The organism is Paeniglutamicibacter sulfureus (genome assembly GCF_030512175.1).
Lineage (GTDB): Bacteria > Actinomycetota > Actinomycetes > Actinomycetales > Micrococcaceae > Paeniglutamicibacter > Paeniglutamicibacter sulfureus.
Genome location: NZ_JAULBL010000002.1, coordinates 2,652,184 through 2,674,902 on the forward strand (window position 1 = coordinate 2,652,184; position 22,719 = coordinate 2,674,902).

At 67.3% G+C, this 22,719-nt stretch carries 22 protein-coding genes; 2 read left to right on the plus strand and 20 right to left on the minus strand.

Annotation, left to right across the window (positions count from 1 at the left end):
- Window positions 1-24: 24 nt before the first annotated feature.
- Together Q2T94_RS18700 and pyrR are read right to left on the minus strand one after the other, a co-directional pair.
- The gene (locus tag Q2T94_RS18700; protein WP_264268959.1) at window positions 25-1,005 is read right to left on the minus strand and encodes an aspartate carbamoyltransferase catalytic subunit; all 981 of its coding nucleotides are present in this window, start codon (window positions 1,003-1,005) and stop codon (window positions 25-27) included.
- Window positions 1,002-1,592, minus strand: coding sequence for a bifunctional pyr operon transcriptional regulator/uracil phosphoribosyltransferase PyrR (gene pyrR, locus Q2T94_RS18705; protein ID WP_264268960.1), 591 nt, complete (start codon window positions 1,590-1,592; stop codon window positions 1,002-1,004). The genes Q2T94_RS18700 and pyrR overlap by 4 nt, the downstream gene beginning before the upstream one ends.
- 94 nt (window positions 1,593-1,686) lie before the next feature.
- Here pyrR and Q2T94_RS18710 point away from each other — a divergent pair, with 94 nt between their 5' ends.
- A complete protein-coding gene (locus Q2T94_RS18710; RefSeq protein ID WP_302266135.1) occupies window positions 1,687-2,910 on the plus strand; it encodes a PrsW family intramembrane metalloprotease in 1,224 nt (407 codons plus the stop codon).
- A gap of 120 nt (window positions 2,911-3,030) precedes the next feature.
- On the opposite strand, the gene Q2T94_RS18715 is transcribed toward Q2T94_RS18710, so the two are convergent.
- The 17 genes from Q2T94_RS18715 to Q2T94_RS18795 form a co-directional block, all read right to left on the minus strand.
- Window positions 3,031-3,183, minus strand: a complete 153-nt coding sequence (locus Q2T94_RS18715; RefSeq protein ID WP_264268962.1) for an MFS transporter small subunit — start codon at window positions 3,181-3,183, stop codon at window positions 3,031-3,033.
- Window positions 3,184-4,581: an OFA family MFS transporter gene (locus Q2T94_RS18720; RefSeq protein WP_302266136.1), complete on the minus strand. Its 1,398-nt coding sequence runs from the start codon at window positions 4,579-4,581 to the stop codon at window positions 3,184-3,186.
- A gap of 241 nt (window positions 4,582-4,822) precedes the next feature.
- On the minus strand, window positions 4,823-5,233 hold the full coding sequence (gene nusB, locus Q2T94_RS18725) for a transcription antitermination factor NusB (RefSeq protein ID WP_264268964.1): 411 nt from the start codon (window positions 5,231-5,233) through the stop codon (window positions 4,823-4,825).
- Window positions 5,233-5,793, minus strand: coding sequence for an elongation factor P (gene efp, locus Q2T94_RS18730; protein WP_264268965.1), 561 nt, complete (start codon window positions 5,791-5,793; stop codon window positions 5,233-5,235). The genes nusB and efp overlap by 1 nt, the downstream gene beginning before the upstream one ends.
- A 179-nt stretch (window positions 5,794-5,972) precedes the next feature.
- Window positions 5,973-6,644: a tetratricopeptide repeat protein gene (locus tag Q2T94_RS18735; RefSeq protein ID WP_302266138.1), complete on the minus strand. Its 672-nt coding sequence runs from the start codon at window positions 6,642-6,644 to the stop codon at window positions 5,973-5,975.
- Window positions 6,641-7,732 carry a 3-dehydroquinate synthase gene (aroB, locus tag Q2T94_RS18740; protein ID WP_264268967.1) on the minus strand — a complete coding sequence of 364 codons (1,092 nt, stop codon included), beginning with the start codon at window positions 7,730-7,732 and terminating at the stop codon, window positions 6,641-6,643. Before aroB ends, Q2T94_RS18735 begins: the two co-directional genes overlap by 4 nt.
- A 194-nt stretch (window positions 7,733-7,926) precedes the next feature.
- The gene (locus tag Q2T94_RS18745; RefSeq protein WP_302266139.1) at window positions 7,927-8,469 is read right to left on the minus strand and encodes a shikimate kinase; all 543 of its coding nucleotides are present in this window, start codon (window positions 8,467-8,469) and stop codon (window positions 7,927-7,929) included.
- Complete coding sequence (gene aroC / locus Q2T94_RS18750) at window positions 8,466-9,668, minus strand: chorismate synthase (protein ID WP_302266140.1); 1,203 nt, start codon at window positions 9,666-9,668, stop codon at window positions 8,466-8,468. Before aroC ends, Q2T94_RS18745 begins: the two co-directional genes overlap by 4 nt.
- A gap of 32 nt (window positions 9,669-9,700) precedes the next feature.
- Complete coding sequence (locus Q2T94_RS18755) at window positions 9,701-10,615, minus strand: shikimate dehydrogenase family protein (RefSeq protein WP_302266141.1); 915 nt, start codon at window positions 10,613-10,615, stop codon at window positions 9,701-9,703.
- Complete coding sequence (mltG, locus tag Q2T94_RS18760) at window positions 10,612-12,720, minus strand: endolytic transglycosylase MltG (RefSeq protein WP_302266142.1); 2,109 nt, start codon at window positions 12,718-12,720, stop codon at window positions 10,612-10,614. The genes Q2T94_RS18755 and mltG overlap by 4 nt, the downstream gene beginning before the upstream one ends.
- A gap of 172 nt (window positions 12,721-12,892) precedes the next feature.
- Entirely contained in the window at window positions 12,893-13,405 is a 513-nt protein-coding gene (gene ruvX / locus Q2T94_RS18765) for a Holliday junction resolvase RuvX (RefSeq protein ID WP_302266143.1), read from the minus strand.
- Between the two features lie 17 nt (window positions 13,406-13,422).
- Window positions 13,423-16,104, minus strand: coding sequence for an alanine--tRNA ligase (gene alaS / locus Q2T94_RS18770; protein WP_302266144.1), 2,682 nt, complete (start codon window positions 16,102-16,104; stop codon window positions 13,423-13,425).
- Window positions 16,105-16,254: 150 nt separating this feature from the next.
- Complete coding sequence (locus Q2T94_RS18775) at window positions 16,255-16,488, minus strand: hypothetical protein (RefSeq protein ID WP_264268974.1); 234 nt, start codon at window positions 16,486-16,488, stop codon at window positions 16,255-16,257.
- Between the two features lie 110 nt (window positions 16,489-16,598).
- Window positions 16,599-16,970: a DUF948 domain-containing protein gene (locus Q2T94_RS18780; protein ID WP_264269198.1), complete on the minus strand. Its 372-nt coding sequence runs from the start codon at window positions 16,968-16,970 to the stop codon at window positions 16,599-16,601.
- A gap of 158 nt (window positions 16,971-17,128) precedes the next feature.
- Window positions 17,129-17,755 carry a 30S ribosomal protein S4 gene (gene rpsD / locus Q2T94_RS18785; RefSeq protein WP_264268975.1) on the minus strand — a complete coding sequence of 209 codons (627 nt, stop codon included), beginning with the start codon at window positions 17,753-17,755 and terminating at the stop codon, window positions 17,129-17,131.
- A 242-nt stretch (window positions 17,756-17,997) separates the two neighbouring features.
- The gene (locus Q2T94_RS18790; protein WP_436836840.1) at window positions 17,998-19,566 is read right to left on the minus strand and encodes a replication-associated recombination protein A; all 1,569 of its coding nucleotides are present in this window, start codon (window positions 19,564-19,566) and stop codon (window positions 17,998-18,000) included.
- Between the two features lie 263 nt (window positions 19,567-19,829).
- Window positions 19,830-21,536 carry an HNH endonuclease signature motif containing protein gene (locus Q2T94_RS18795; RefSeq protein WP_302266145.1) on the minus strand — a complete coding sequence of 569 codons (1,707 nt, stop codon included), beginning with the start codon at window positions 21,534-21,536 and terminating at the stop codon, window positions 19,830-19,832.
- A 190-nt stretch (window positions 21,537-21,726) separates the two neighbouring features.
- On the opposite strand from Q2T94_RS18795, the gene dtd reads away from it, so the two are divergent.
- Window positions 21,727-22,167: a D-aminoacyl-tRNA deacylase gene (gene dtd, locus Q2T94_RS18800; RefSeq protein WP_264268977.1), complete on the plus strand. Its 441-nt coding sequence runs from the start codon at window positions 21,727-21,729 to the stop codon at window positions 22,165-22,167.
- Between the two features lie 129 nt (window positions 22,168-22,296).
- Here dtd and Q2T94_RS18805 read toward each other — a convergent pair whose 3' ends face one another.
- Window positions 22,297-22,623: a PadR family transcriptional regulator gene (locus Q2T94_RS18805; protein WP_264268978.1), complete on the minus strand. Its 327-nt coding sequence runs from the start codon at window positions 22,621-22,623 to the stop codon at window positions 22,297-22,299.
- Between the last annotated feature and the right edge of the window lie 96 nt (window positions 22,624-22,719).

The window sequence follows — 22,719 nt, forward strand, 5'->3', positions numbered from 1 at the left end:
GGCTCCCGTTTCTTGACAAGTTCTTTAGAGGCCGGCGGGACGCTGCTGGTCCCCCGATAGCAATAGGTACAGCACGGCCATGCGCACCGCGACGCCGTTGGCCACCTGGGCCAGCACCGTGGAACGCGGCGAGTCGGCGGCCGCCGAGGAGATTTCCAGGCCGCGGTTCATCGGGCCCGGGTGCATGATGATGGTCTCGGTCCCGGGTTGGGCGTCGAGCGCCGCCAGCCGGGCGTCGTCGAAGCCCCAGAGGCGCGAGTATTCGCGGGTGTTGGGGAAGAAGGAATCATGCATCCGCTCGCCCTGCACGCGCAGCATCATCACCGCGTCGACGCCGCCGGCCAGCGTGGCATCCAGGTCGTAGCTGATGGTGCACGGCCAGGCGTGCGAGCCGTGCGGCAGCAGGGTCGGCGGGGCCACCATGGTGACCTCGGCGCCCAGGGTGCGCAGCAGCCAGAGGTTGGAGCGGGCGACCCGGGAGTGCAGGATGTCCCCGACGATGGCGATCTTCATGCCGGCCAGGTCGGCCCCGAGCGAGCCCTCACCGCGGACCTTGGACCAGTGGGCGCGCAGCGTGAACGCGTCGAGCAGTGCCTGGGTGGGGTGTTCGTGGGTGCCGTCCCCGGCGTTGACCACCGGTGCGTCAATCCAGTCGGTGGCGGCCAGGCGGGCCGGGGCCCCGGAGGCGCCGTGGCGGATGACCACCGCGTCCGCGCCGATGGCCTGCAGGGTCTGTGCGGTGTCCTTGAGCGATTCGCCCTTGGAAACCGAGGAGCCCTTCGCGGAGAAGTTGATCACGTCGGCGCTCAGGCGCTTGGCAGCGGCCTCGAAGGAGATGCGGGTGCGGGTGGAGTCCTCGAAGAAGAGGTTGACCACGGTGCGGCCGCGCAGCGCCGGAAGCTTCTTGACCTCGCGGGTGCCCACGGCGGCCATTTCCTCGGCGATGTCAAGGATGCGGATCGCGTCGGCGCGCGAGAGATCAACGGTGGAGAGCAGATGTTTCATGCGTGGGCCTCGATGACGACCTCGTTGTTGTTCTCCCCGTCGACCTCGGAAAGGTGCACGCGCACCTTTTCGGTGGTCGCGGTGGGAAGGTTCTTGCCGACGTGGTCGGCGCGGATGGGAAGTTCACGGTGGCCGCGGTCAACCAGCACCGCCAGGCGGACGATGCGCGGGCGGCCCAGGTCGGCGATGGCGTCCAGCGCGGCGCGGATGGTGCGTCCGGAGTACAGCACGTCATCGACCAGCACCACGACCTTGTCGTCGATGCCGCCGGCCGGAAGGCGCGTGGGCACCGGGGTGCGGGTGGTGGAGTGGCGGAGGTCGTCGCGGTACATCGTCACGTCGAGCTGTCCGGTGATTGCGGCTGCGTCCAGGCCCGGCTCGGTGGCACTGATGCGCTGCGCCAACCGCTGGGCCAGGGGGAAGCCGCGGGAGGGAATGCCCAGGAGCACCAGGTCTGCCGTTCCCTTGTTCGCCTCGATGATTTCGTGGGCGATGCGGGTGATGACCCGATCGATGTCTTCGCTGGAGAGGACAATCCGGGCACTGACGGGCGCCGTGGCACGGGCATGGTTCTGCTCGTTGCTCATGTGCGGCCTCCTTCCCCGCCTCACTGGACGGAATTTAAAGGTTGCTTGCTCCATCAAAATTAGCACAGCGGGTGCTCCACGTAGGATTTGAGACATGCGCGTTACCTCACAGCCCCCGGAGCCCTCCCCCAACCCCGCACTGCACGATCCATGGACCGGCAGCGCCGCCCCGGGCTCCATGCCCTTCCAGCCGCGGCCCGGCGGCGCCCCGCCAACCCGCCCCGGGGGCGTCGTCACGCTGGCCCTGGTGGTGTGCACGGCAGTGCTGTTGGCCGTCGCCTGGTTCCTCTCCGGGGTCTTCGGATCCGGCACGGTGCTGTGGCTCGGCGCCCTGGCGATGGTCCCCCTGGCACTATGCCTGCTGGGGCTGCGCTGGGTGGATCGCTGGGATCCGGAACCGCGCGCACTGTTGGCCCTGGGCCTGTTGTGGGGCGCGGGCGCCTCGGTGGCCGGGTCGCTGCTGGTGGGAGACGTGTTCATGGAGCTGTTCTTCGACCCGGCCGGACGGCTTGGGATGGACCTCTTCGGCGCGGTGGTGCAGGCGCCGATCGTGGAGGAGCTGGCCAAGGGCGCCGGTGTGCTGCTGATCTTCTGGATCAACCGCGCGCATTTCGACGGGCCCATTGACGGGATTGTCTACGGCGGCATTGTCGGCGCCGGCTTCGCGTTCACCGAGAACATCCTCTACTTCGGCTCCAGCTATGCCGAACCCGGGGCGCCGGGCGAACTGGCAACGGTTTTTGTGCTGCGCGGGCTCTTCTCCCCCTTCGCCCACGTGATGTTCACCGCCTGGACGGGTTTTGCCCTGGGGCTGTGCGCCGAACGCGGCAGGCGGGGCAGGTGGCCGCTGTATCTGCTGATGGGCCTTGTCCCGGCGATGATCGGGCACTTCCTCTGGAACGGCGGGGTTGGCATCTTCTTCGCCGACTTCCTAAGCTTCTATTTCCTGTTGCAGGTTCCCCTGTTCATGGCCGCCGTGGTCGCCGTGGTGCTGTTGCAGCGGGCCGAGCGGAAGCTGACGCTGCGGCGCCTTGCCGACTACCGGGATGCCGGGTGGTTCACCGACGCGGAGGTCGAGATGTTTGCCACTCCCGCGGGCCGGCGCCGGGCCAGGCAATGGGCGGCAGGAATCGGCCGGAGCCGCCACATGAAGCAGTTCACCACCACCGCGATGAACCTTGCCGCGGTTCGCCAGCGGATCGTTGCAGGCCACGGCTCCGGAACGGACCTGGCCCGCGAGACTGCGCTGCTGCACCAATCCCACCGGCAACGGGCACAGCTGCTCATCGGCCCATTCTCCGGGTCCGCGGGACGGTAACCGGGGAACGGGAAAGGCGGTGGATGCCCGGGCATCCACCGCCGCCATTTCCCGGGCCCACCCGGCTTCTCCCACGCCTCTGGACGTCCGGCATGCGGCGTCTGGCTATTGGAAGAGTGTCTATTGGAAGAGCTGGCCCACCCGCGAGAGGGTGGTGATCACCCCGTAGGCCAGCGGCACGCCTACCAATAGCCAGCCGAAGACCAGCCGGCCCACGGCCGGGTTCACCGGAACGTCCGCTGCATCGATGTGATCGGGCTGTTGCGTCGGCATCTAGGCTCCCTTGGTGGTGGCGGGGGCGAGTTCTTCGCCCGGCTCGTGGAATTTCGGATCCACCGGCTTGATCAGCGTGGTGGCGATGAAGCCGATGACCAGCAGCACCACCATGGTCAGCAGCACCGGAAGATAGTTGTGGGCACTCATGGTGCCCGGTTTGCCCTGCAGGTCCAGCAGCCCGTTGACGATCAGCGGCCCGGCGATGCCGGCTGCCGACCAGGCGGTGAGCAGGCGCCCGTGGATCGCCCCGACCTGGAAGGTGCCGAAGAGGTCCTTGAGGTAGGCGGGTGCGGTGGCGAAGGAGCCGCCGTAGAAGCTGATGATCACCACCGCCATGGCCACGAAGAGCAGCATCGAGCCGCCCCCGAAGAAGGCGAGCACCACGTAGAAGAGTGCGCCGATGCCGAGGTAGACCATGTAGATGCGCTTGCGGCCGATCACATCCGAGGTGCTGGACCAGATAAAGCGCCCGGCCATGTTGCCGATGGAAAGCATCCCCACGAATCCGGCTGCGACCGCCGCATTGACAGCGGAGTTCCCGTCGACGCCGCGGAAGAAGTCCTGGATCATCGGGGAAGCCTGTTCGAGGATCCCGATGCCGGCGGTGACGTTGAGGAACAGCGCCGTCCAGACCAGCCAGAAGCTGCGCGTCTTGATGGCGTTGGCAGCAGAGACGTGGCCGGTGGTGACCATGGCCGAAGACTTGGTCTTGGAGTCGTCCCAGCCGCGCGGCTTCCAGCCCGGTGCCGGGACGCGGATGTTGGCGACCCCGTACATCATCACCACGAAGTAGACCACGCCCAGGGTCAGGAAGAGCTTGCCGACCGAGGCGCCCGAGGCGATCCAGTCGGCACCGTCGCTGACCGGGTCGAAGCCGTCGAAGGCCTTGAGCAGCGCGGTGGACATGGGCGAGGCGATCAGCGCGCCGCCGCCGAAGCCCATGATCGCCATGCCGGTGGCCATGCCGGGGCGGTCGGGGAACCACTTCATGAGCGTGGAGACCGGAGAGATGTAGCCGATGCCCAGCCCGATGCCGCCGATGACGCCGTAGCCCAGGTAGAGCAGCCAGAGCTGCCCGGTGAAGATGCCGGCCGCGCCGACCAGGAAGCCTGCACCCCAGAAGGAGGCGGCAACGAACATCGACTTGCGCGGTCCGCTGCGCTCCACCCAGGTGCCCATGAAGGCGGCCGAGAGGCCCAGCATCACGATGGCGATGGAGAAGATGACGCCGATGGCGGTTTGCGAGACCTCGAAGTGGCCGATGAGTGCAGATTTGTACACGCTGGTGGCGTAGGCCTGGCCGATGCACAGGTGCACCGCCAGGGCCGCAGGCGGGATCAGCCAGCGGTTGAAGCCCTCAGGTGCGAGGGAACGGGGGCGGTCAAGCCAATTCAATGGTTTCTCCTCTGGACGCGGGGGGTGATGCCGGGGACCGAACCAGGCAGTTGCCGGTTTCCGTGGCCCAAGCACACAGTGTGGCACATTTCACCTCCCCCGTGTCACTGCCCACGCCGTGCGCCCTGCGCTGCAGGTTGTCCGTTGACGCGGCGCATTGCCGCTTAACGGCAGCGGCCGGCGGGATGCCCGATTGCTTCGGGATCCCGCCGGCCGGCGGTGCTGGAGAAGAGTTGCGCGACTAGGCCAGCAGCGTTGGCTTCATCTGCTGGATGCGTCCGAGCAGGCCATTGACGAACTCCGGGGACTCGTCGGTGGACAACTCGCGGACCAGCGCAACGGCCTCGGCCACGGCAACGCCGTCGGGCACGTCGTCGTTGTACAACAACTCCCAGGTGCCGATGCGCAGCGCGGTGCGGTCCACCGTGGGCATGCGTTCCAGGGTCCAGCCCTTGGAGTAGGAGGAAAGGACCTCGTCGATCCTGTCCAGCTCGCTCATGACACCCTCGATGAGGGTGACGGTGTACTCGTTGATGGTGATGTCCGTGGCTTCACGGCGCAAACGCATGGCTGCCAGGGGCGAGACATCGCGTTGTTCGGCTTCGAAAAGGATGTCAAGTGCCCGGCGGCGGGCCTTGGCGCGTGCGCTCACTAGGAGACACGCCCCAGGTAATCGCCGGTGCGGGTGTCAACCTTGACCTTGGTGTTCTGCTCAACGAAGAGCGGCACCTGGATCTCGACACCGGTCTCCAGCGTTGCGGGCTTGGTGCCCGCAGAGGAGCGGTCGCCCTGCAGGCCCGGCTCGGTGTAGGTGATCTCGAGGACGACCGAGGCCGGCAGCTCGATGTAGAGCGGGGAGCCTTCGTGCATGGCGATGGTGGCGGTCTGGCTTTCGAGCATGTAGCCGGCCTGGTCGCCGACGACGGTGCCCGGAACCGTGATCTGGTCGTAGTCGCTCAGGTCCATGAACACGAAGTCTTCGCCGTCCTGGTACAGGTACTGGTAGTCGCGGCGGTCAACGGTCGCGGTCTCGATCTTGGCGCCGGCGTTGTACGTCTTGTCGACGACCTTGCCGGTGAGCACGTTGCGCATCTTGGTGCGCACGAAGGCGCCGCCCTTGCCCGGCTTCACGTGCTGGAAGTCAATGATGGTCCAGAGCTGGCCCTCGATCTTGAGGACCTGTCCGTTCTTGATGTCAGTGGTTGATGCCACGATCTACTCTTCTTCCGTATGTCGCCCGGGGCCCGCAATGCGCACGAGGCGCTGGGCGGACGGAGGTCGCTGCCAGGCGGCGACCTCAGGCGTGTTGTCAAAAATCCAAGATTAAGCTTAGCGCACGACTCGGCGCTGCGGGTTTCCCCGCGGTAGTGATTTTCCGGACGCCGCGCTTCCTAGCCTGCCGCGGGGGGCTGCAGCGCAATCGCTGCGGTGGCCGGTGCCGGGTGCTGGGCAGCTGCATTCACCGCCGCCGGATGCGGGGCATCGGCGCTTCCGGCGGTCTTCGCAGTGTGTTCCAGCACCGATTCCAGGCAGGCGCGCGAGGACTCGATGAGGTGCGCATCGGCATCCGCTGCGGTGCGCAGGTCCAGGGCCTTGCGGAAGCGGTTGGCCGCTGCCAGCACGTCCCCGCTCTCGACGTAGGCGAAGCCCAGGTGCTGCTGCAGGATCGACTCGTGCTCGGTGTCCTTGAACTCGGTCAGCAGTGCGCGCAGCCGGTTCACGGCCCGGGGCGCGTCGCCTGCAGCGCGGGTCAGCGAGGTGTCAAGCACGCGCATGGCGAAGTTCTGCGGGTCGATGAACCGCGTCTCGGCAACCAGTTCGCTCGCGGCGCGCAGCTCGCCCTTGGCCAGCAGCACCACCACCTGGGAACTGGGGTCACCGGTTCGCAGGACTTCCTCGGCAAGCTCGGCGTCGAAGATCTCGTGGCGCATCAGGGTGGGGTTCAGCCGCACCCCGGGGATCCCGGATTCGATGTTTTGCCGCGGGGCGCTGGCCAGTCCGCCCTCGGGCACCTGCAGCAGTGCCTCGGTGTGGGTCAGGTCCATGTGCGTGGCGGTGCTCATTCTGCAATCTCCTGGTAGGCGGCGAACAAGAGGGAGGTGTCCGGGACATCGAGCATGCGCGGGCGGCCGATGCCATCAAGGACCACGAAGCGCAACAGGTCCCCGCGGGTCTTCTTGTCCCGCCGCATCCCGTCGAGCAGGGTCTGCCAGCGGTCCCCGCGGTAGGTGGTGGGCAGGCCCAGGGTCCGGAGGATGGACAGGTGGCGGTCCGCAACCGCGTCGGAGGTGCGTCCCACGCTGCGGCCCAGCTCGGCGGCGAAGGCCATGCCGATGGACACCGCAGCGCCGTGGCGCATCGAGTAGCGTTCGGCCAACTCGATGGCGTGGGCCAGGGTGTGCCCGTAGTTCAGGTATTCGCGCTCCCCGGATTCGCGCAGGTCGTTGGAGACGACCTTGGCCTTCACCGCGATGGCGCGTTCGATGAGTTCGCGCAGGCGCGGGGAGGTGGCGTCGGTGGCGTCGGCCGGGTCTTCCTCGATGAGCTCGAGGATGCGCTCGTCGGCGATGAAGCCGCACTTCACGACCTCGGCCAAGCCGGTGACCAACTCGTTCTTGGGCAGGGTGGACAGCGTGTCCAGGTCCACCAGCACGCCGGCTGGCGGGTGGAAGGCGCCGACGAGGTTCTTGCCCTCGGCGGTGTTGATCCCGGTCTTGCCGCCCACCGCGGCATCGACCATGCCCAGCAGGGAGGTCGGGATGTGGATGACCTTGGTGCCGCGCAGCCAGGTGGCGGCCACGAAGCCGGCCAGGTCGGTGACAGCGCCGCCGCCGACGGCGACGATGGCATCCGAACGGGTGAAGTCGTTCTTGCCCAGCACCTGCCAGCAGAAGGAGGCGACCTCGATGTGCTTGCCCTCTTCGGCGTCGGGGATCTCGGCGCTCATCGCGCCGTAGCCGGCGGCCTCGAGCTCGTCCTTGACGATGTCGCCGGTGGCACGCAGGGCGCGCGGGTGGATGATGAGGACCTTCTTGACACGCTCGCCCAGCAGGCCGGGCAGGCGGCCCAGCAGGCCGTTGCCCACGATCACCTCGTAGTTCTCGGCAGGAGCCGATCCGGTGACCTGAATCGTCGTGGGTGCTGGGTTCATCGTTGGATCCTCCAAAGTGCTGCGTAGCGCGCCGGGGCCGAACTCCGCTTGCGCGGTGCTGCTGCTGGCCTTCGGCGCGAGAGTGAAAACGCGTCACCCCGTCATCGCGGGTGACTGGCTAGCCGTGCTCGGGGCGCGTCGTTGCGTCCGTTGCCAAACTTAAGCGTACGTGTTGAGGCCTGCCAGATGGGGTTTCAGTGTCCGGCATCACGGTAGGCAGTGAGGATGGACTCGGCGATTTCCTCCGTCGTCCGCCCCCTGGTGTCGATGCACATGCTGGCCGTGGCCTCGTAGAGTCCGCGGCGCTGGGCAAAGATCCGGATCCATGATTCCAGCGGGGAGTCGCCGAGCAGCGGCCGGGTCAGGTCGGCCCCGATGCGCGGGGCGACCGTGGCGGCATCGGTGAGCAGGTACACGCTGAATCCCGTGGCGATGACCGCCCGGTTTTGGGCCGAAAGCACTGCGCCTCCCCCGGTGGCCACGACGGCCGGCGCGGCACCCTCGGCCGCGCCGTCGCCACGCCGGGCGGGGCGCACGGCATCGGCCAGTGCCTGGGTCTCGAAGCGGCGGAATCCCGCTTCGCCGTGGGCGGCGAAGATGTCGGGGATCGGGCCGTGGGCGGCGATGACGCGCGCATCGGTGTCGACCAGGGTGCTGCCCAGAAGGCGCGCGAGGATCGCCCCGATGGCACTCTTGCCACTGGCCATCGGCCCGATCAGGAAGATCGGGGTGCTCATGGAAGGCGGACCGACCCCAGGGTCTGCGGGATGGCCCCGAGGTAGTTTTCCAGGTTCCGCTTGACCTCGGTGAGCGAGTCGCCGCCGAACTTTTCCAGCATGGCCTGGGCGAGCACCAGGGCGACCATGGCCTCGGCGACCACGCCGGCGGCCGGGACCGCACAGACATCAGAGCGCTGGTGGTGCGCGGTGGTTGCCTCGCCGGTGGCGGTGTCGATGGTGCGCAGCGCGCGCGGGACGGTGGCGATCGGCTTCATGGCCGCGCGCACGCGCAGCACGTCGCCGATGCTCATGCCGCCCTCGATGCCGCCGGCCTTGTTGCCCGAACGGTCGATGACGCCGTCTACCCCGCGCACGATCTCGTCGTGGGCGGCCGAGCCGCGGCGGGAGGCGGTGAGGAAGCCGTCGCCGACCTCCACGCCCTTGATCGCCTGGATGCCCATGAGGGCACCGGCAAGGCGCGCGTCCAGGCGGCGGTCCCAGTGCACGTAGGAACCCAGGCCCGGGGGCAGGTTGTAGGCCAGCACCTCGACGATGCCGCCGAGGGTCTCGCCCTCCTTGTGGGCGGCGTCGACCTCCGCGACCATGGCCTCGGAGGTGTCCGCGTCAAAGCAGCGCAGCGGATCGGCATCCAGCGCGCGCACGTCGGCCGCGCGCGGCAGCCGGGCACCTTCCGGGGAGGCGACGCTGCCGACCGAGACGGTGTGGGAGACCAGTTCGACGCCCAGCTGGGCCAGGAAGTTCGCGGCCACCGAGCCCAGCGCCACGCGGGCGGCGGTCTCGCGGGCCGAGGCGCGCTCGAGGACCGGACGGGCGTCGTCGAAGCCGTACTTCTGCATGCCGGTGAAGTCGGCATGTCCGGGGCGCGGGCGGGTCAGCGGCGCGTTGCGCGCCATCGAGGCCAGTTCCTCGGGGTCCACCGCGTCGGGGTTCATGACCTTTTCCCACTTGGGCCACTCGGTGTTTCCCACCTCGATGGCCACCGGGCCGCCCTGGGTGATCCCGTGGCGCACCCCTCCCATGAAGGAGACCTGGTCCTGCTCAAACTTCATCCGGGCACCACGGCCGTAGCCCAGGCGCCGGCGCGCGAGGGCATCGCGCACATCCTGTGAAGAGATGGCAATGCCCGCGGGCAGTCCCTCGATAATTCCAACCAATGCGGGGCCGTGTGATTCGCCCGCCGTCAACCAACGCAACATGTACTCCATCCTGCCATGTCCCCGCGCTCCGATTAGGGCCGGGATAGGCCCACTGCGTCGCACATCACATTTGTGACGTGGCGCCAGTCGGCGTCCTGAATTCCTGAAAAGTACTTGACCTGCTCCACGCCCTGGTGCACCAGCATCGACATTCCGGACACGACGGTGCCGCCGGCAGCCTCCCAGGCGGCGGCGATCGCCGAGGGCCACGGGTCGTAGGCGACATCCAGCAATACGGCACCGGGGGCCAGCACGCCTGACCGAACAGGGGTCAGGCCAAGACCCAGCGGGGAGATAAGCGTGTCCGCGGCATTGGCGGGAAGTGTTGAGATGACTGACCCGTAGTCAGCCAGCCGGGCCGCGGCATCTGCAACTTCGACCGTGGCGCAGGCCAAGCCGAGCGTTTCGGCCAGGACCAGTGCGGCGGCGGCGCGCTGCGGGTTGCGGACCACCAGGTCCACGTGGGTGTACCCGAGCAGGGCGCAGGCTTCCAGCGCCGCCAGTGCGGTGTTGCCGGCACCCAGGATCGCGGCGCGGGGATTCTCCCGGGGCGCGTCGTCGCCACGGTGCGCGGGAAGGACATCCTCCATCGCACGCACGATCCCGTCGACGTCGGTGTTGTGCCCGGTCAGCCGAACGGAGCCGGCAAGGTGTTCGACCACCACGGTGTTCAGCGCACCCAGGCGCAGCACGCGCTCCGAGAGCACGTCCAAGTGCGGGATCAGCGCCGCCTTCAGCGGCATGGTGACAGAGACGCCGACCCAGCCGGGCTCCGTGCGCAACCGGGCAGCAAATGACCCGGCTTCCTGCGGGAGCATGTCGATCGCGGTGTAGTCGATGTCCACTCCCAGCGCCCGGTAGGCCGCCGAATGCAGCAGCGGGGAGCGGGAGTGCCCGATCGGGTGGCCGAGCACCGCCGCACGGCACGCGGCCGCGGCGGAACTCACTTGCAAACGTCCGTGTTGGCGGCGCACCAGGCGCGGAATTCATTCTGGTTCACGCGGTGTTCGGCGTAGGTCTTCGCGAACTTCGTCTCTCCGCTGTTGGTGTCCACCGTGACCCAGTAGTAGAAGTCGTTCGGCGTCGGGTGCGCCGCTGCCTTGATGGCCGAGTCTCCCGGGGAACCGATCGGCGTCGGCGGCAGGCCCTTGTGGATGTAGGTGTTGTAGGCGTTGCCCGCATCCTTCTTTTCCGCTTCGGTCATTTGCAGGCTGTACCTGTCCAGCCCGTAGATCACCGTCGAGTCGACCTGAAGCAGGCCGTTGGTCTCGGTGTTGTTGGTGTGCAGGCGGTTCTCCAGTGCCCCGGCCACGGTGCCGTAGTCGTTGGGCCGCGCCTCGGCCTGCAGGATGGAGGCGACTTGCAGCACGTGGTATTGCTGGGCGGCGTCGGTGATTCCGTTGTCAATCAGCGTCTTGGCGGTCGCATCGACCATCGCCTTGAGCACCGTCTTGGAATCGGTATCCAGCGGGAACCGGTATTCACCGGGGTGCAGGTATCCTTCCAGGTTGGGGACATCGGCACTGATGCCGAAGGCCGCGGGGTCCTCGGCGAGTCGCCGCAGTTCGTTGAGCGGCAGGTCGGTGGCCTCGGAAATATCCTCCAGCACCTGGTTCATGCGCGTGTTCTGCTTGATGGCCACGTAAGAGACCTTCGCGGCAGGTTCGCCGATCAGGATCTCGGCTGCTGACAGTGCCGGCATTTCGCGACGCAGCTCGTAGGTGCCCGGGTGGATCTCGCGGCTCTCGGCCTCCACCAGTTGGATGGCCTCGAGGAAGAGCTTGTCGCTGGCCACGATCTCCCGGCTTTCGAGTTCACGGCCGATTTGCTGGGCCCCCCAGCCGGATTTCACCTCGAAGGTGACTGCCTCGCCACCGGGCGCCGGAAAGTCCGGGGGACTCAGCCGGTCCAGGACTCCCTGAAGGAAGATCACGACGCCGAAGATGGCCGCGAAGAAGCCAAGGAGCACCGAGAACACGATCCAGTTGCGGCGGCGGCGGCGGGCCTTGCGGACCTGGGGGTCTGTCGCGGTGGAGGTCAGGAACAGGTTTTGGCGAGCGAACGGCTCGGCGGGGTCGACTGAGTTGTACCCCGGTTGAACGTGCCGGTCCACGGGTGCCTCGTCGACTCCGTCGTGGCGGGATTCGCCGGTGTGGTCGGCCTGCTCGGAGTGGGGTTCCGGATCCTCGTGGGAGGAATCCGCCACGGCGGCGTTTTCCGGCCTGCCCGCTGGCGCGGTCATTGTCGCGCCCATTGTCGCTGGCCGGGTTTCCCTGGCGGCAGGATCCGTTTTCACGACGGGGGGCTTGGAAGGGGGCGGGGGCGGAACCAGGGAATCGGCCGGGGCAGGAACCTTGGCCGGGGATGAATCGGGGACCTCTGCGATGTTCCGGCTCGCGGGCGGCTCCCGCCGCTCGGTTTGGTCAAAGGGCGTGTTCCGGGCGGGGTTGGCCTGATTACGGTCTTCCGCCGGCGGCGCGGCGGCAGCCGAAGCGGGGGTAATGGCACTTCGGGCGGCTGCCGACCTGTCGCGCAGCGGCGCCGCGTTGGCGCGAAGGGTCTGGCGGACGCGTTCTGCGGCGGCGCGCTGGGCCTCGATGGCCTCCTTGCGCGCACGCTGGGCACTCTGGGTCCGTGCCCGTTGGGCGGCGTCAAGAGCCTTGGTCCGCTCCCCCTCGGCCAGCACCCGGGCTTCCTCAAGTACCCGGAGTCGGGTTTCCTCCGCTTGCACCGCGTCCGTGGCCGCCTTGGATTCGGCTTTGGCCTTGGCGGCCTCATCGGCAGTGGTCGCCGCCCGGGATTCCGGATCAGGGGCCGCGCCGTGGTGGTGGGCCGAGCCATGGCGGTCGGGTTCCCGGGAGACGCTTCCGGCACCAGTCCTCGGGCCCGTGGCGGGCTCCGTGGATTTCCGCCGGCCAGTTTCCTGCTCCGGGACGGGGGGCTTTGCCGCACTGCGAGTGCGATCTTCCTCTTCGCGCGCGGCACGTGCTGCACGCCGGGGCGATACCCCGGATTCGCGGCGCGGAGAATCGTTGAACGATTCGTTAGTCATGCGGTATTCTCCCATGCCCGCAGGCAACGTAGTAGCCGAGGGGCGACGCAGGCCCACTTCTTCAGCCGATTGAGATCTCATGCGATCGTAACCCAAAGCGGGGTTTTCGGGCAGTACATCGCGGTCGTCGGGCCTTGCCGGCCCCTGGCCGGGGGCGGCGCCTCGTCCCGGCTCAGTCGTCATCGCCAGTCCCCTGGATGTCGGGCGCCGCCAGCTGCCCCGGAGAGTGCTGGCCGTTGCGGCGCATTTCGAGGACCTGCTGGAGGATCTCCACCGCGGCGACCTGGTCAACGACTGCGCGGTGCTTGCGCCCGTCGAGTCCGGCTTCGTGCAGGGAACGGTGCGCACTGACGGTGGTCAGGCGTTCATCCACCAGTCGCACGTCCACGCTAGAACCGGAACGCATAAGCGCATTCGCCAAATCACGGGCATAATCACGCGCCATCGTGGTGGAAGCGGTTTCCCCGCCCGACATCGAGCGCGGCAGGCCCACAAAGATTTGTGCGGCCTCCCGCTCGGCGGCCAGCTTCACCAGTACGTAGATGTCACTGGACTTCTTCACGTCGCGTTTCAGCGTCTTGACCGGGGTGGCGAGCATCCCGTCGCGGTCGCTGGCCGCGACGCCGACGCGGGCCATGCCCACGTCGACGCCAAGCAGCACCCCGGGACGCGGGGTCGGTGCCAAGGGGCCGGGCGCCGAGGCTATGACAGCTCCTGGATCGAGCGGACCATGGCGTCAAGCGCCTCGGCGATCTTGGCCACGTCCTGGCCGCCACCCTGTGCCACGTCGTCCTTGCCGCCGCCTCCGCCGCCAAGGATCTTGGCCGCGGTGCGCACCAGGGCACCGGCCTTGGCACCCTTGGTGCGGGCCTCGTCGTTGGTTGCGACCAGTACCAGCGGGCGGCCGTTGGCCGCGCCGGCCAGCGCCACGGTGGACGCCTCCGAGCCAAGGCGGTCCCGCAGGTCGAGGGCCAGGGTGCGCAGGGCTTCGGCCGAGGGGACCTCTCCGGCATCGTGGGCCAGGACCTTGATCCCGTTGATCTCCCGTGTCTTGGCCACCAAGGCGCCCGCCTGGGCTGCAAGTTGCGCGCCGCGGAGCTTCTCGATTTCCTTTTCGGCGGTGCGCAGTTTCGCAACCGTGTCGGAAATGCGCTCGTTGAGCTGTGCGGCGGGGACCTTGAACATCGAGGAAAGCTCGGACACCAGGGCGCGCTCGGCAGCACCGTGGCGGAAGGCCTCCATGCCCACCAGTGCCTCGACACGCCGGTTGCCCGAACCCACGGAGGCTTCGCCCAACAGCGTCAGCGTGCCGATCTGCGCGGTCGCACCCACGTGGGTGCCACCGCAAAGCTCACGGCTCCATGCGTCGTTGATTTCCACCATGCGCACGGTATTGCCGTACTTCTCGCCGAACAGGCTCATGGCACCCATGGCGCGGGCCTCGGCCAGCGGCATGACGTTGGTGTTCACCTGGTGGTTGTTGCGGATGGCCAGGTTCACGACCTCTTCGATCTCGTTGCGGGCAGCTGTGGAGAGCGCCTCGGTCCAGGAGAAGTCAAAGCGGAGGTAGCCGGCCTTGTTGAAGGAACCGGACTGCAGGGCGTCGGGGCCCAGGATCTCGTGCAGTGCAGCATGGACCAGGTGGGTGGCGGAGTGCGCCTGTTCCCCGGAGTGGCGGCGTTGGCGGTCGACCTCGGCCAGCACGCTGGCGTTGGCGGGCAGTTCGCCCTCGCGCACGATCGCCTGGTGCACGTTCAGCCCGCGGATCGGGGCCTGCACGTCGAGCACCTCGAGCACGAAGCCGTCTCCGGTGATCAGTCCGACGTCGCCGGCCTGTCCGCCGGCCTCGGCGTAGAACGGGGTCTCGTTGAGAACCAGTTCGATCTGCTGGCCCTGTTCGGCCACCTCCACCAGGGAGCCGTTGTGCACGATGCCGCGCACGGTGGATTCGCTGGTCAGTTCCTCGTAGCCGGTGAAGATGACGTCGCCCGCATCGTGCAGTTGGGTGAAGACGGTCAGGTCGGCGTGGCCGGCCTTCTTTGCCTTGGCGTCCTTCTGCGCGCGGGTGCGCTGTTCGTTCATCAGCTCGCGGAACCTTGGCTCGTCAACGGCCAAGCCCGCCTCGGCGGCGATTTCCAGGGTGAGGTCGATCGGGAAACCGTAGGTGTCGTGCAGTGAAAACGCGTCCTCACCGGAGAGCGAGCCGCCCTTGGACTTGGAGACCTCCAGTGCCTCTTCCAGGCGCGTGGTGCCCGAGGCGATGGTGCGCAGGAAGGCACGCTCCTCGGCGTACGCGATGCGGGCGATGCGCTCGAAGTCGGTTTCGACGATCGGGTAGACGCCCTTCATGGCGTCGCGGGAGACCGGCAGGAGCTCGGGGAGCACCGCGGTTTCCACGCCCATCAGGCGCATGGCGCGAACGGCGCGGCGGATCAGGCGGCGCAGCACGTAGCCGCGGCCTTCGTTGCCCGGGGAGACGCCATCGGAAATCAGCATCAGCGAGGAACGGATGTGGTCGGCGACCATGCGCATGCGCACGTCGTCGGCGTGGTGCGGGTCTGCGGGATCCTCGGTTGAGGTGTATGCCTTGCCCGAGAGCTCAGCTGCCTTGTCGAGCACCGGACGGACCTGGTCGGTCTCGTACATGTTCTCGACGCCCTGCAGGATGAGCGCGAGGCGCTCGAGTCCCAGGCCGGTGTCGATGTTTTTCTTGGGCAGTTCGCCCAGGATCTCGAAGCTGTCCTTGCCGGTGCCCTCGCCGCGCTGGTACTGCATGAACACGAGGTTCCAGATCTCGATGTAGCGGGTATCGTCGGCCTCCGGGCCGCCCTCGATGCCGTACTCGGGTCCGCGGTCATAGAAGATCTCCGAGCAGGGACCGGCGGGGCCTGGCTGGCCGGTGGACCAGTAGTTGTCGGCCTTGCCCATTTTCTGGATGCGCTCTTCAGGGATGCCGATCTTGTCGCGCCAGATTTCCAGCGCCTCGGTGTCCTCGTGGTAGACGGTGATCCACAGCTTCTCGGCAGGCAAGCCGTAGCCGCCGTCCGCGACGGAGCTGGTCAGCAGCTCCCAGGCGTAGGAAATCGCGCCTTCCTTGAAGTAGTCCCCGAAGGAGAAGTTGCCGCACATCTGGAAGAAGGTGCCGTGGCGCACCGTCTTGCCGACCTCTTCGATGTCGCCGGTGCGGATGCACTTCTGCACCGAGGTGGCCCGGCTGAAGGGCGGCTCCTCGCGGGCGGTCAGGTACGGGATGAACGGCACCATGCCGGCGACGGTGAACAGCAACGACGGGTCGGAGGAGACCAGCGAGGCGCTGGGAACCGCGGTGTGGCCCTTCGACTCAAAGTAGTCGACCCACCGGCGTGCAATTTCCTGCGATTTCATCGTTCCTCTTCGATCCCTTCGTGCTTACGGGCGCTGTGCTCGGGTGTGGCGTACACGTGCCGCTCCCCCGGGGCCTATCGGCCGGGGAACCGCGTGGTGCCGGGAACCCCCATGGCGGAGGCGACCGGCACGCGTGCCACGAAAATAAGTCTAGTGGTGGCTTGGGCCGGGTGTTTCATCCAGGCCCAGGGCCTGGCGCAATTCCGTTTCGCGTTCATTCATGCCGGTGCGGAAGGCCTCGGCCAGTTCCTGCAGCGAATCGCCGATGCGCCCAACGGTGCGGTTCAGTCCGTCGGAGCTGGCAAGATCCCTGGCTTGGCCGAGCTTGCGGGCGGTCAGGACGCCGACGCCGATTCCGATGCCGACCCAGAATAGTTTCTTCATCTGCGGTTTCCTCGTTTCGTGGATGGTTGGTTCGTGCCCTGCCTGGTGCTGCTGCATGGCACGTACCGGCAGGCGGCCGCGACCGGTGCCCTCGTTGCCGCGGGCAGGAATCAGCGCGAGCGTCGTCCCTTGCCGCTCGGCTTGGTGTCGAGGACCGAACGGACCCCGGCGGTAAATGCCGCGACCTTGATCAGCGGCCTCCCGACGGTGGCTGCGGTCAAGGAGGACAAGGCGCTGATGTTCGCCGATGCGTCGGAGACGTGCGAGGTGATGCCGTCGACCTTGCGCAGCTGGTCGTTGGTGGTGGCCACGGTACTGGTGACCTCGGTCAGCAGCGGGGTGGTGCCGTCGGAGACGTCCTTCACTGCGGCGCGGAGCTCATCGAACACCTTGCCGAGCTTCCAGATGGGGATGGCAAGCAGTGCCACCAGCACGGCAAAAACGCCTGCCGCGATGAGTCCGGCGATATCCGACCCTGTCATGTGCTTTTCCTCTACGGTTGGTGACATGTGCTTTTCCACCTTACCGAAAGGTTGGCGATAGCACGGAACCGAAACGTCTTGGATAACACGAAGCCCGCGGCGCGTGGCCACGGGCTTCGTGTTGCAAGCTCAATTCGTTGGGCGTGAACCCGACGGATTTAGCGTGCGTAGTACTCGACGACGAGGTTCTCTTCGCAGGTTACGGGAACCTCGGAGCGTTTCGGCTTGCGGACGAGCTTGGCCTGAAGGGCTTCAAGCTTGACGTCCAGGTAGGCCGGAACGGCGGGGAGAACATCGCGGTGGGCGCCTGCAGCGGCGATCTGGAACGGGCCCATCTTTTCGCTACGCTCGTGAACGTGGATCAGCTGACCCTCGGACACGCGGTACGACGGACGGTCCACGCGCTGGCCGTTGACCATAATGTGGCGGTGCACAACCAGCTGACGGGCCTGGGCGATGGTGCGGGCGAAGCCTGCACGCAGAACCAAGGCATCCAGACGCATTTCCAGAAGGGCAACCAGGTTTTCACCGGTCAGGCCCGCAGTGCGCTTGGCTTCTTCGAAGGCACGGGTCATCTGTGCTTCGCGGATGCCATACTGGGCGCGCAAACGCTGCTTTTCGCGAAGACGCACTGCGTAGTCGCTGTCCTGCTTCTTGCGGGCACGGCCGTGCTGGCCCGGACCGTAGGGACGACGCTCCATGTACTTTTCAGCTTTGGGAGTCAGGGCAAGGCCGAGGGCTCGCGAGAGGCGAACCTTGCGGCGGGCACGAGTGTTGTTAGCCACGAGTGTCCTTATCTTTTGTGAGCGGCTGTCATTGGGTCTGGCCTCCATGATGGAGAGTTGTGGGAAGCCGCTTCCCTATTCACTACAACTGCCACATTGCGCACCGTCCGAGACCGGGGTTTCGGATGGTGTGCAGTTGGACAGCTTGCCAGCCAAGGATCAATCCTACCACCGCCGCCAAACCCAACGTTAACCTTCGGAGGGTGGCGGGCATGTGAGATCTGTCCGCTGCCCACGATCGATTACTTGGTCCGGCGGTCCTTGGCCCGGATGATTCCGCGGATGCGTTCAACTCGCTCACCGATGGAACGTTCGGCCCCGTTGGCGGTGGGCTTGTAGTAATCGACCCCCAGCAGGTCATCGGGTGCATATTGCTGGGTGGCCACCGAATGCGGGGCGTCATGCGAATACTGGTAGCCCTTGCCGTGACCCAGCCCTTGGGCGCCGGCATAGTGGGCGTCGCGCAAATGCATGGGCACTCCCCTGCCGCGGCCGGCCCTGACATCCGCGACGGCGGCGTTGATGGCGTTGTAGGCGGCGTTGGACTTCGGAGCCGTGGCAAGGTGCACGACGGCGTGTCCCAGGATGAGCCGGGCCTCGGGCATGCCGATGAGCTGAACGGCCTGGGCCGCGGCGACGGCCGTCTGAAGGGCGCTGGGATCGGCCATGCCGATATCCTCCGACGCGCTGATCATGATGCGCCTGCCGATGAAGCGCGGGTCTTCCCCGGCCTCCAACATCTTTGCCAGGTAGTGCAGGGCCGCATCCACGTCCGAACCGCGGATGGACTTGATGAAGGCACTGATGATGTCGTAGTGCTGGTCCCCCGCCTTGTCGTAGCGCTGCACCGCTGCGTCCATGGCGCGTTCGGTGTGCTCGATGGTGATGATGATCTGGCCAGTGGGACTCAGTCCACCGGCGTCACGGTCTCCGTCGCTGGTCTCGGCTTCCAGGCCACTGGCAGTGTCAGGATCCTGCGGTGCTCCGGGGGGTTCCTCCGCCGGGCCCTTCCCCGGCTGTGCGTCCGAAGGTTCCCCGGCGGATTCCGCCTCCGACTTCTGCGCGGTGCGGCGGGCCAGCAGTCCGTGTGACTCGGCGGCGCTCCAGGCCACTGCGGCGGCGGCCTCAAGGGCGGTCAACGCCCGGCGCGCATCCCCTCCGGCCATGCGCACCAAATGGTCAAGTGCCGCCGGGTCCAGAACCAGCTCGTCGTTGAATCCGCGTTCGTCGGCCAGGGCGCGAGTGATGAGCGCGGCAATGTCACCCTCCACTAGGGGGCGCAGCGTCAGTAGCAATGAGCGCGAGAGCAACGGGGAGACGACGGAGAACGACGGGTTTTCCGTCGTTGCCGCGACAAGTACGACCCAGCGGTTTTCCACCCCCGGCAACAGGGCGTCCTGCTGGGCCTTGTTGAAGCGGTGGATCTCGTCAAGGAACAGGACGGTGGTGAAGCCGCGCAAGTCGCGGTCCTCCAACGCCTGGTCCATGACGCGACGGACGTCCTTGACTCCGGCGGTGATGGCGCTGAGCTCGACGAAACGGCGGCCCGGGGCACGGGCAATCACGTGGGCGATGGTGGTCTTTCCGGTGCCGGGCGGACCCCAGAGGATGATGCTTGAGGGCCCGGAGGGGCCCGGCCCGTCGATGCCTGCCAGTTGGCGCAACGGGGAGCCGGCCTTGAGCAAGTGCTGCTGGCCAACCAGTTCCTCGACCGAGCGCGGGCGCATGCGTACCGCCAAGGGCGCGCGCGGGCGCACATGTTCTTCGTCGTTTTCCTCGTCGTCACCCAAGGCACTGAGCAGATCGTTCACTCCACCAGCCTAGTTCAGCATTGCCGCCGACGATTCCCCGCCCCCGATTAGGGTGGTTTTCCCCCTCGGCGGGGCTTGACGGGACCGTGGATGCATCGGTGCGCCCCAAAGCGTCTGACGGCGCTTCGTCGGCGGTAGGGCCCGGGTGCTGTCACATCAGTCCCAACGGCGGTGCTGGGGACAACCCCACCAGCAGGAAAGACAACACCCGGGAGTTTGGTGCGGCACGACCGGCGTGCCGCCGTCGCGAATCGCTGGCGGCCCTAGTCGAACAGGGGCGCCGTGAATCCGACGGTGCGAAGCTCGGGGTGCCAGTAAAGGTTCCGCTGCGGTGCGCCGCGAGGTTGTCCGTCGATGGCGATGACATAGGGAACACCATCGATCGACTTAAGCGTAATGAGTCCCGCATGCACCTGGACATGGTGGTATTCACACAGGAGTGCCGAATTTCCCACATTGGTTTCGCCGCCTTCGAGCCAGGGTATGACGTGGTGGCATTCGGAGGTCGAGGCGGGCCGCGTGCAGCCGGGCATGATGCACCCGCGATCCCTGATGGCGATGGCCTTGCGCTGGGCCTTGGAGAAGCCGCGGACTTCGCGGCCCAGGTCGAGGACCTCCCCGTTTTCTCCGAGGACAGCCGGCAGGATGTCGCCATTGCAGGCGAGTCTCCTGATGTTGGCCGCGGAGATGGGACGGTTGTGTGCGGTCAATCCCGCTTCTTCACACTGGCCCAGCAGGCTGCGGTAGCCGATCAGGACGCCGATCTTGACTCGCATGCCGCCGGTTTCGCTTATGTCGGTGCCGTTCAATGCTCCGGAGCATGCGGCAACGAGGGCATCGAGGAGCAGCTGCGGGCTGGTGCGTGGGTCCTGTGCCGTCAGGGCCGCGAGCCCCGGGCCTTCCGGGGGAAGTCCGCAGGCCATTCCACTCAGCGGGATGTCCTCGTCCCCGCCATCTGCTGGCACGGCCCACCCCGGTGCGGGTGCGCCCGCCGGGGAAAAGCGCGGGGTCCCGGTGGCGGCCCCACCGGCGGGGGCGGCAGTGTCGTCATCCGGGGCGGACGTGGCGGGACCGGGGTTCGTGGAGGCGGAGTACGGCGGGGCCTTCAGCGAGCGGGGATTGGTCCAAGCCTCGCCAAAGGCGACGATGGTTTCCGAGTCGAGGGGATCGCAGCGCAGCAGGTATTCGTCGCTGCCGTCACGGAATCCCCGGTAGAAGCAGCCCCGCCTGGCGCGGATTTCCTCATCGCTGAGGGGAGTCCCGTTCTCGGCCAGGAAGCTGCCCCAGTCCTGCAGTGCCTTGCCGCACATCTTGGGCTCGCCGTTGCGTGCCTCATGGACCAGGGATTCCTCGATGGCGTTGTTGACCTTGCCGGCGTCGGGCCGCGGCTTGATGCGCGGCTGCATGGAGTCGAGCCGGCCGGCGACGGAAGCGAGGTTGCCGACGTCGGCGCTGCCGTCGGCGGCGGCCCTGGCCAGAATAGGGTAGCTGGGTGCCGCCGAGGGCCCGTCGTCGTTCACTGGTTTGGCCGGGGCCACCAGGAGCTTGGCGCCGGTGATGCGGCGTCGGCCATCGGAACCGGAAATATGCAGGTGCGCCTGCATGTAGGCCAGGATGTTGCGGTGCGGCGCCATCCCGGGGCGCAATTGTTCGGTCGGGATGGCGGCGGTGCCCCTTGCCAGCTCCTCGGGGTGGGCCACGAGTTCGTCGATCTCCTGGGCGATGACAGGTTCAAGTCGGTGAACCTCGGCGGCTGCGGCGCGCTGGACGACCACGAGCTGGCCATAGGCGATGGCGCGGTGGCTGCGCTCGAGCAGGCCCATCATCGCCGCACCGGAGGCCGCATCGAGCGCGACCTGTCCCAGCTGCGCGGTGACCTCGGACAGGGCAAGTGCCGCGGCGGCCATCTTCCGGCCAAGCTCCGCGGTCAACTCCTGCGCCGAAAGTGGTGCAGCTAGAGGTGTGCCCATGTCCACCAGTTTCCGCCTTCCGGCCCGCGCCTGCCCCGGGATCGTCCCGGTTGTGCGGGGAAGTGGGGCGGTGTCCCTGCGTCGCCCGAATGTGCCCGGGCCCGGGCAAAACGGTAGGCTCGCTACGTTCGGCGGCACTTGCGCGGCGAAAGTGCGCCGGGGCGATGGACAACGATGAGAAGGCGGATGAATGAAGGCTGTGTTGCAGGTGGTTTCCCGGGCCTCGGTCGAGGTTGGGGGTTTGGTGGTCGGGAAGATCGACGGACCCGGACTGGTGGTGTTGCTGGGCGTGACCCACGGCGACACCCCGGCCTTGGCGGCCAAGCTCGCGGCCAAGGTGTGGCGTCTGCGCATGCTGGAGAACGAGAAATCGTGCGAGGACCTGGGGGCGCCGTTGCTGGTCATCAGCCAGTTCACGCTGTATGGGGACGTGCGCAAAGGGCGGCGTCCCGGCTGGACCGCTGCGGCTCCCGGCGCGGTGAGCGAGCCATTGTACGAGGAGTTCATGGATCAGCTCCGCAAGCTCGGGGCGCACGTAGAGTCCGGCGTTTTCGGCGCGATGATGGAGGTGTCGCTGGTGAATTCAGGACCGTACACCCTCATCGTCGACACCGACGACCTGCCCGGCTGAGCCGGTCACACCCCACCCGGCACCCTGGTCAATCCTGCTGAAGTACAAGGGGATCCCGGGCATCGGCAACGCGGAGGGCCGGCCGGGCTCGCCGGCACAACTGATGGACATCGACATTGGGGCACGTGATCATTCCCGCAGCACCGCGTCCTGGAAGAAGGCCCATAGTTCGCGTTGGGCGGCCAGGTGGCCACGGCCGGTGCCGGTGAGCGTGTAGACCTTGCGGCCCGGTGCCCCGTCGCCGTCTTCCCAGATGCTGTCCATGAGTCCCGCAGCCTCCAGCTTGACCAGGGCAGGGTACAGCGTCGACCCCTTGATGGGAGAAAACCCGCGCGCTTCGAGCATCCGCTCCAGTGCATAGCCGTGGTTGGGTCCTGCCTCCAGCGCATCGAGCAGGCTCAAGGGCAGCAGCGCCCGTTGCCACGCACCGGGAAACGCCTTGTCGTTGCTCAGCATGACCGCTCCCCCGCCCTGCGGCGTTGTTCGGCACCATGATTCGGGGCGAAACGGCGTGAGGACGCCGGGATCAAGGGGTTCATGTCGTGGCCTTTC

What these genes read in the sequence shown, in the direction of transcription:
- mltG (WP_302266142.1), bottom strand. Translation starts at nt 12,720, where the DNA reads ATGACTAACGAATCGTTCAACGATTCTCCGCGCCGCGAATCCGGGGTA.
- aroB (WP_264268967.1), bottom strand. Translation starts at nt 7,732, where the DNA reads ATGAACCCAGCACCCACGACGATTCAGGTCACCGGATCGGCTCCTGCC.
- alaS (WP_302266144.1), bottom strand. Translation starts at nt 16,104, where the DNA reads ATGAAATCGCAGGAAATTGCACGCCGGTGGGTCGACTACTTTGAGTCG.
- Q2T94_RS18700 (WP_264268959.1), bottom strand. Translation starts at nt 1,005, where the DNA reads ATGAAACATCTGCTCTCCACCGTTGATCTCTCGCGCGCCGACGCGATC.
- Q2T94_RS18795 (WP_302266145.1), bottom strand. Translation starts at nt 21,536, where the DNA reads ATGGGCACACCTCTAGCTGCACCACTTTCGGCGCAGGAGTTGACCGCG.
- aroC (WP_302266140.1), bottom strand. Translation starts at nt 9,668, where the DNA reads ATGTTGCGTTGGTTGACGGCGGGCGAATCACACGGCCCCGCATTGGTT.
- Q2T94_RS18715 (WP_264268962.1), bottom strand. Translation starts at nt 3,183, where the DNA reads ATGCCGACGCAACAGCCCGATCACATCGATGCAGCGGACGTTCCGGTG.
- Q2T94_RS18780 (WP_264269198.1), bottom strand. Translation starts at nt 16,970, where the DNA reads ATGACAGGGTCGGATATCGCCGGACTCATCGCGGCAGGCGTTTTTGCC.
- Q2T94_RS18775 (WP_264268974.1), bottom strand. Translation starts at nt 16,488, where the DNA reads ATGAAGAAACTATTCTGGGTCGGCATCGGAATCGGCGTCGGCGTCCTG.
- dtd (WP_264268977.1), top strand. Translation starts at nt 21,727, where the DNA reads ATGAAGGCTGTGTTGCAGGTGGTTTCCCGGGCCTCGGTCGAGGTTGGG.
- Q2T94_RS18710 (WP_302266135.1), top strand. Translation starts at nt 1,687, where the DNA reads ATGCGCGTTACCTCACAGCCCCCGGAGCCCTCCCCCAACCCCGCACTG.
- Q2T94_RS18805 (WP_264268978.1), bottom strand. Translation starts at nt 22,623, where the DNA reads ATGCTGAGCAACGACAAGGCGTTTCCCGGTGCGTGGCAACGGGCGCTG.
- Q2T94_RS18745 (WP_302266139.1), bottom strand. Translation starts at nt 8,469, where the DNA reads ATGAGCACCCCGATCTTCCTGATCGGGCCGATGGCCAGTGGCAAGAGT.
- Q2T94_RS18735 (WP_302266138.1), bottom strand. Translation starts at nt 6,644, where the DNA reads ATGAGCACCGCCACGCACATGGACCTGACCCACACCGAGGCACTGCTG.
- pyrR (WP_264268960.1), bottom strand. Translation starts at nt 1,592, where the DNA reads ATGAGCAACGAGCAGAACCATGCCCGTGCCACGGCGCCCGTCAGTGCC.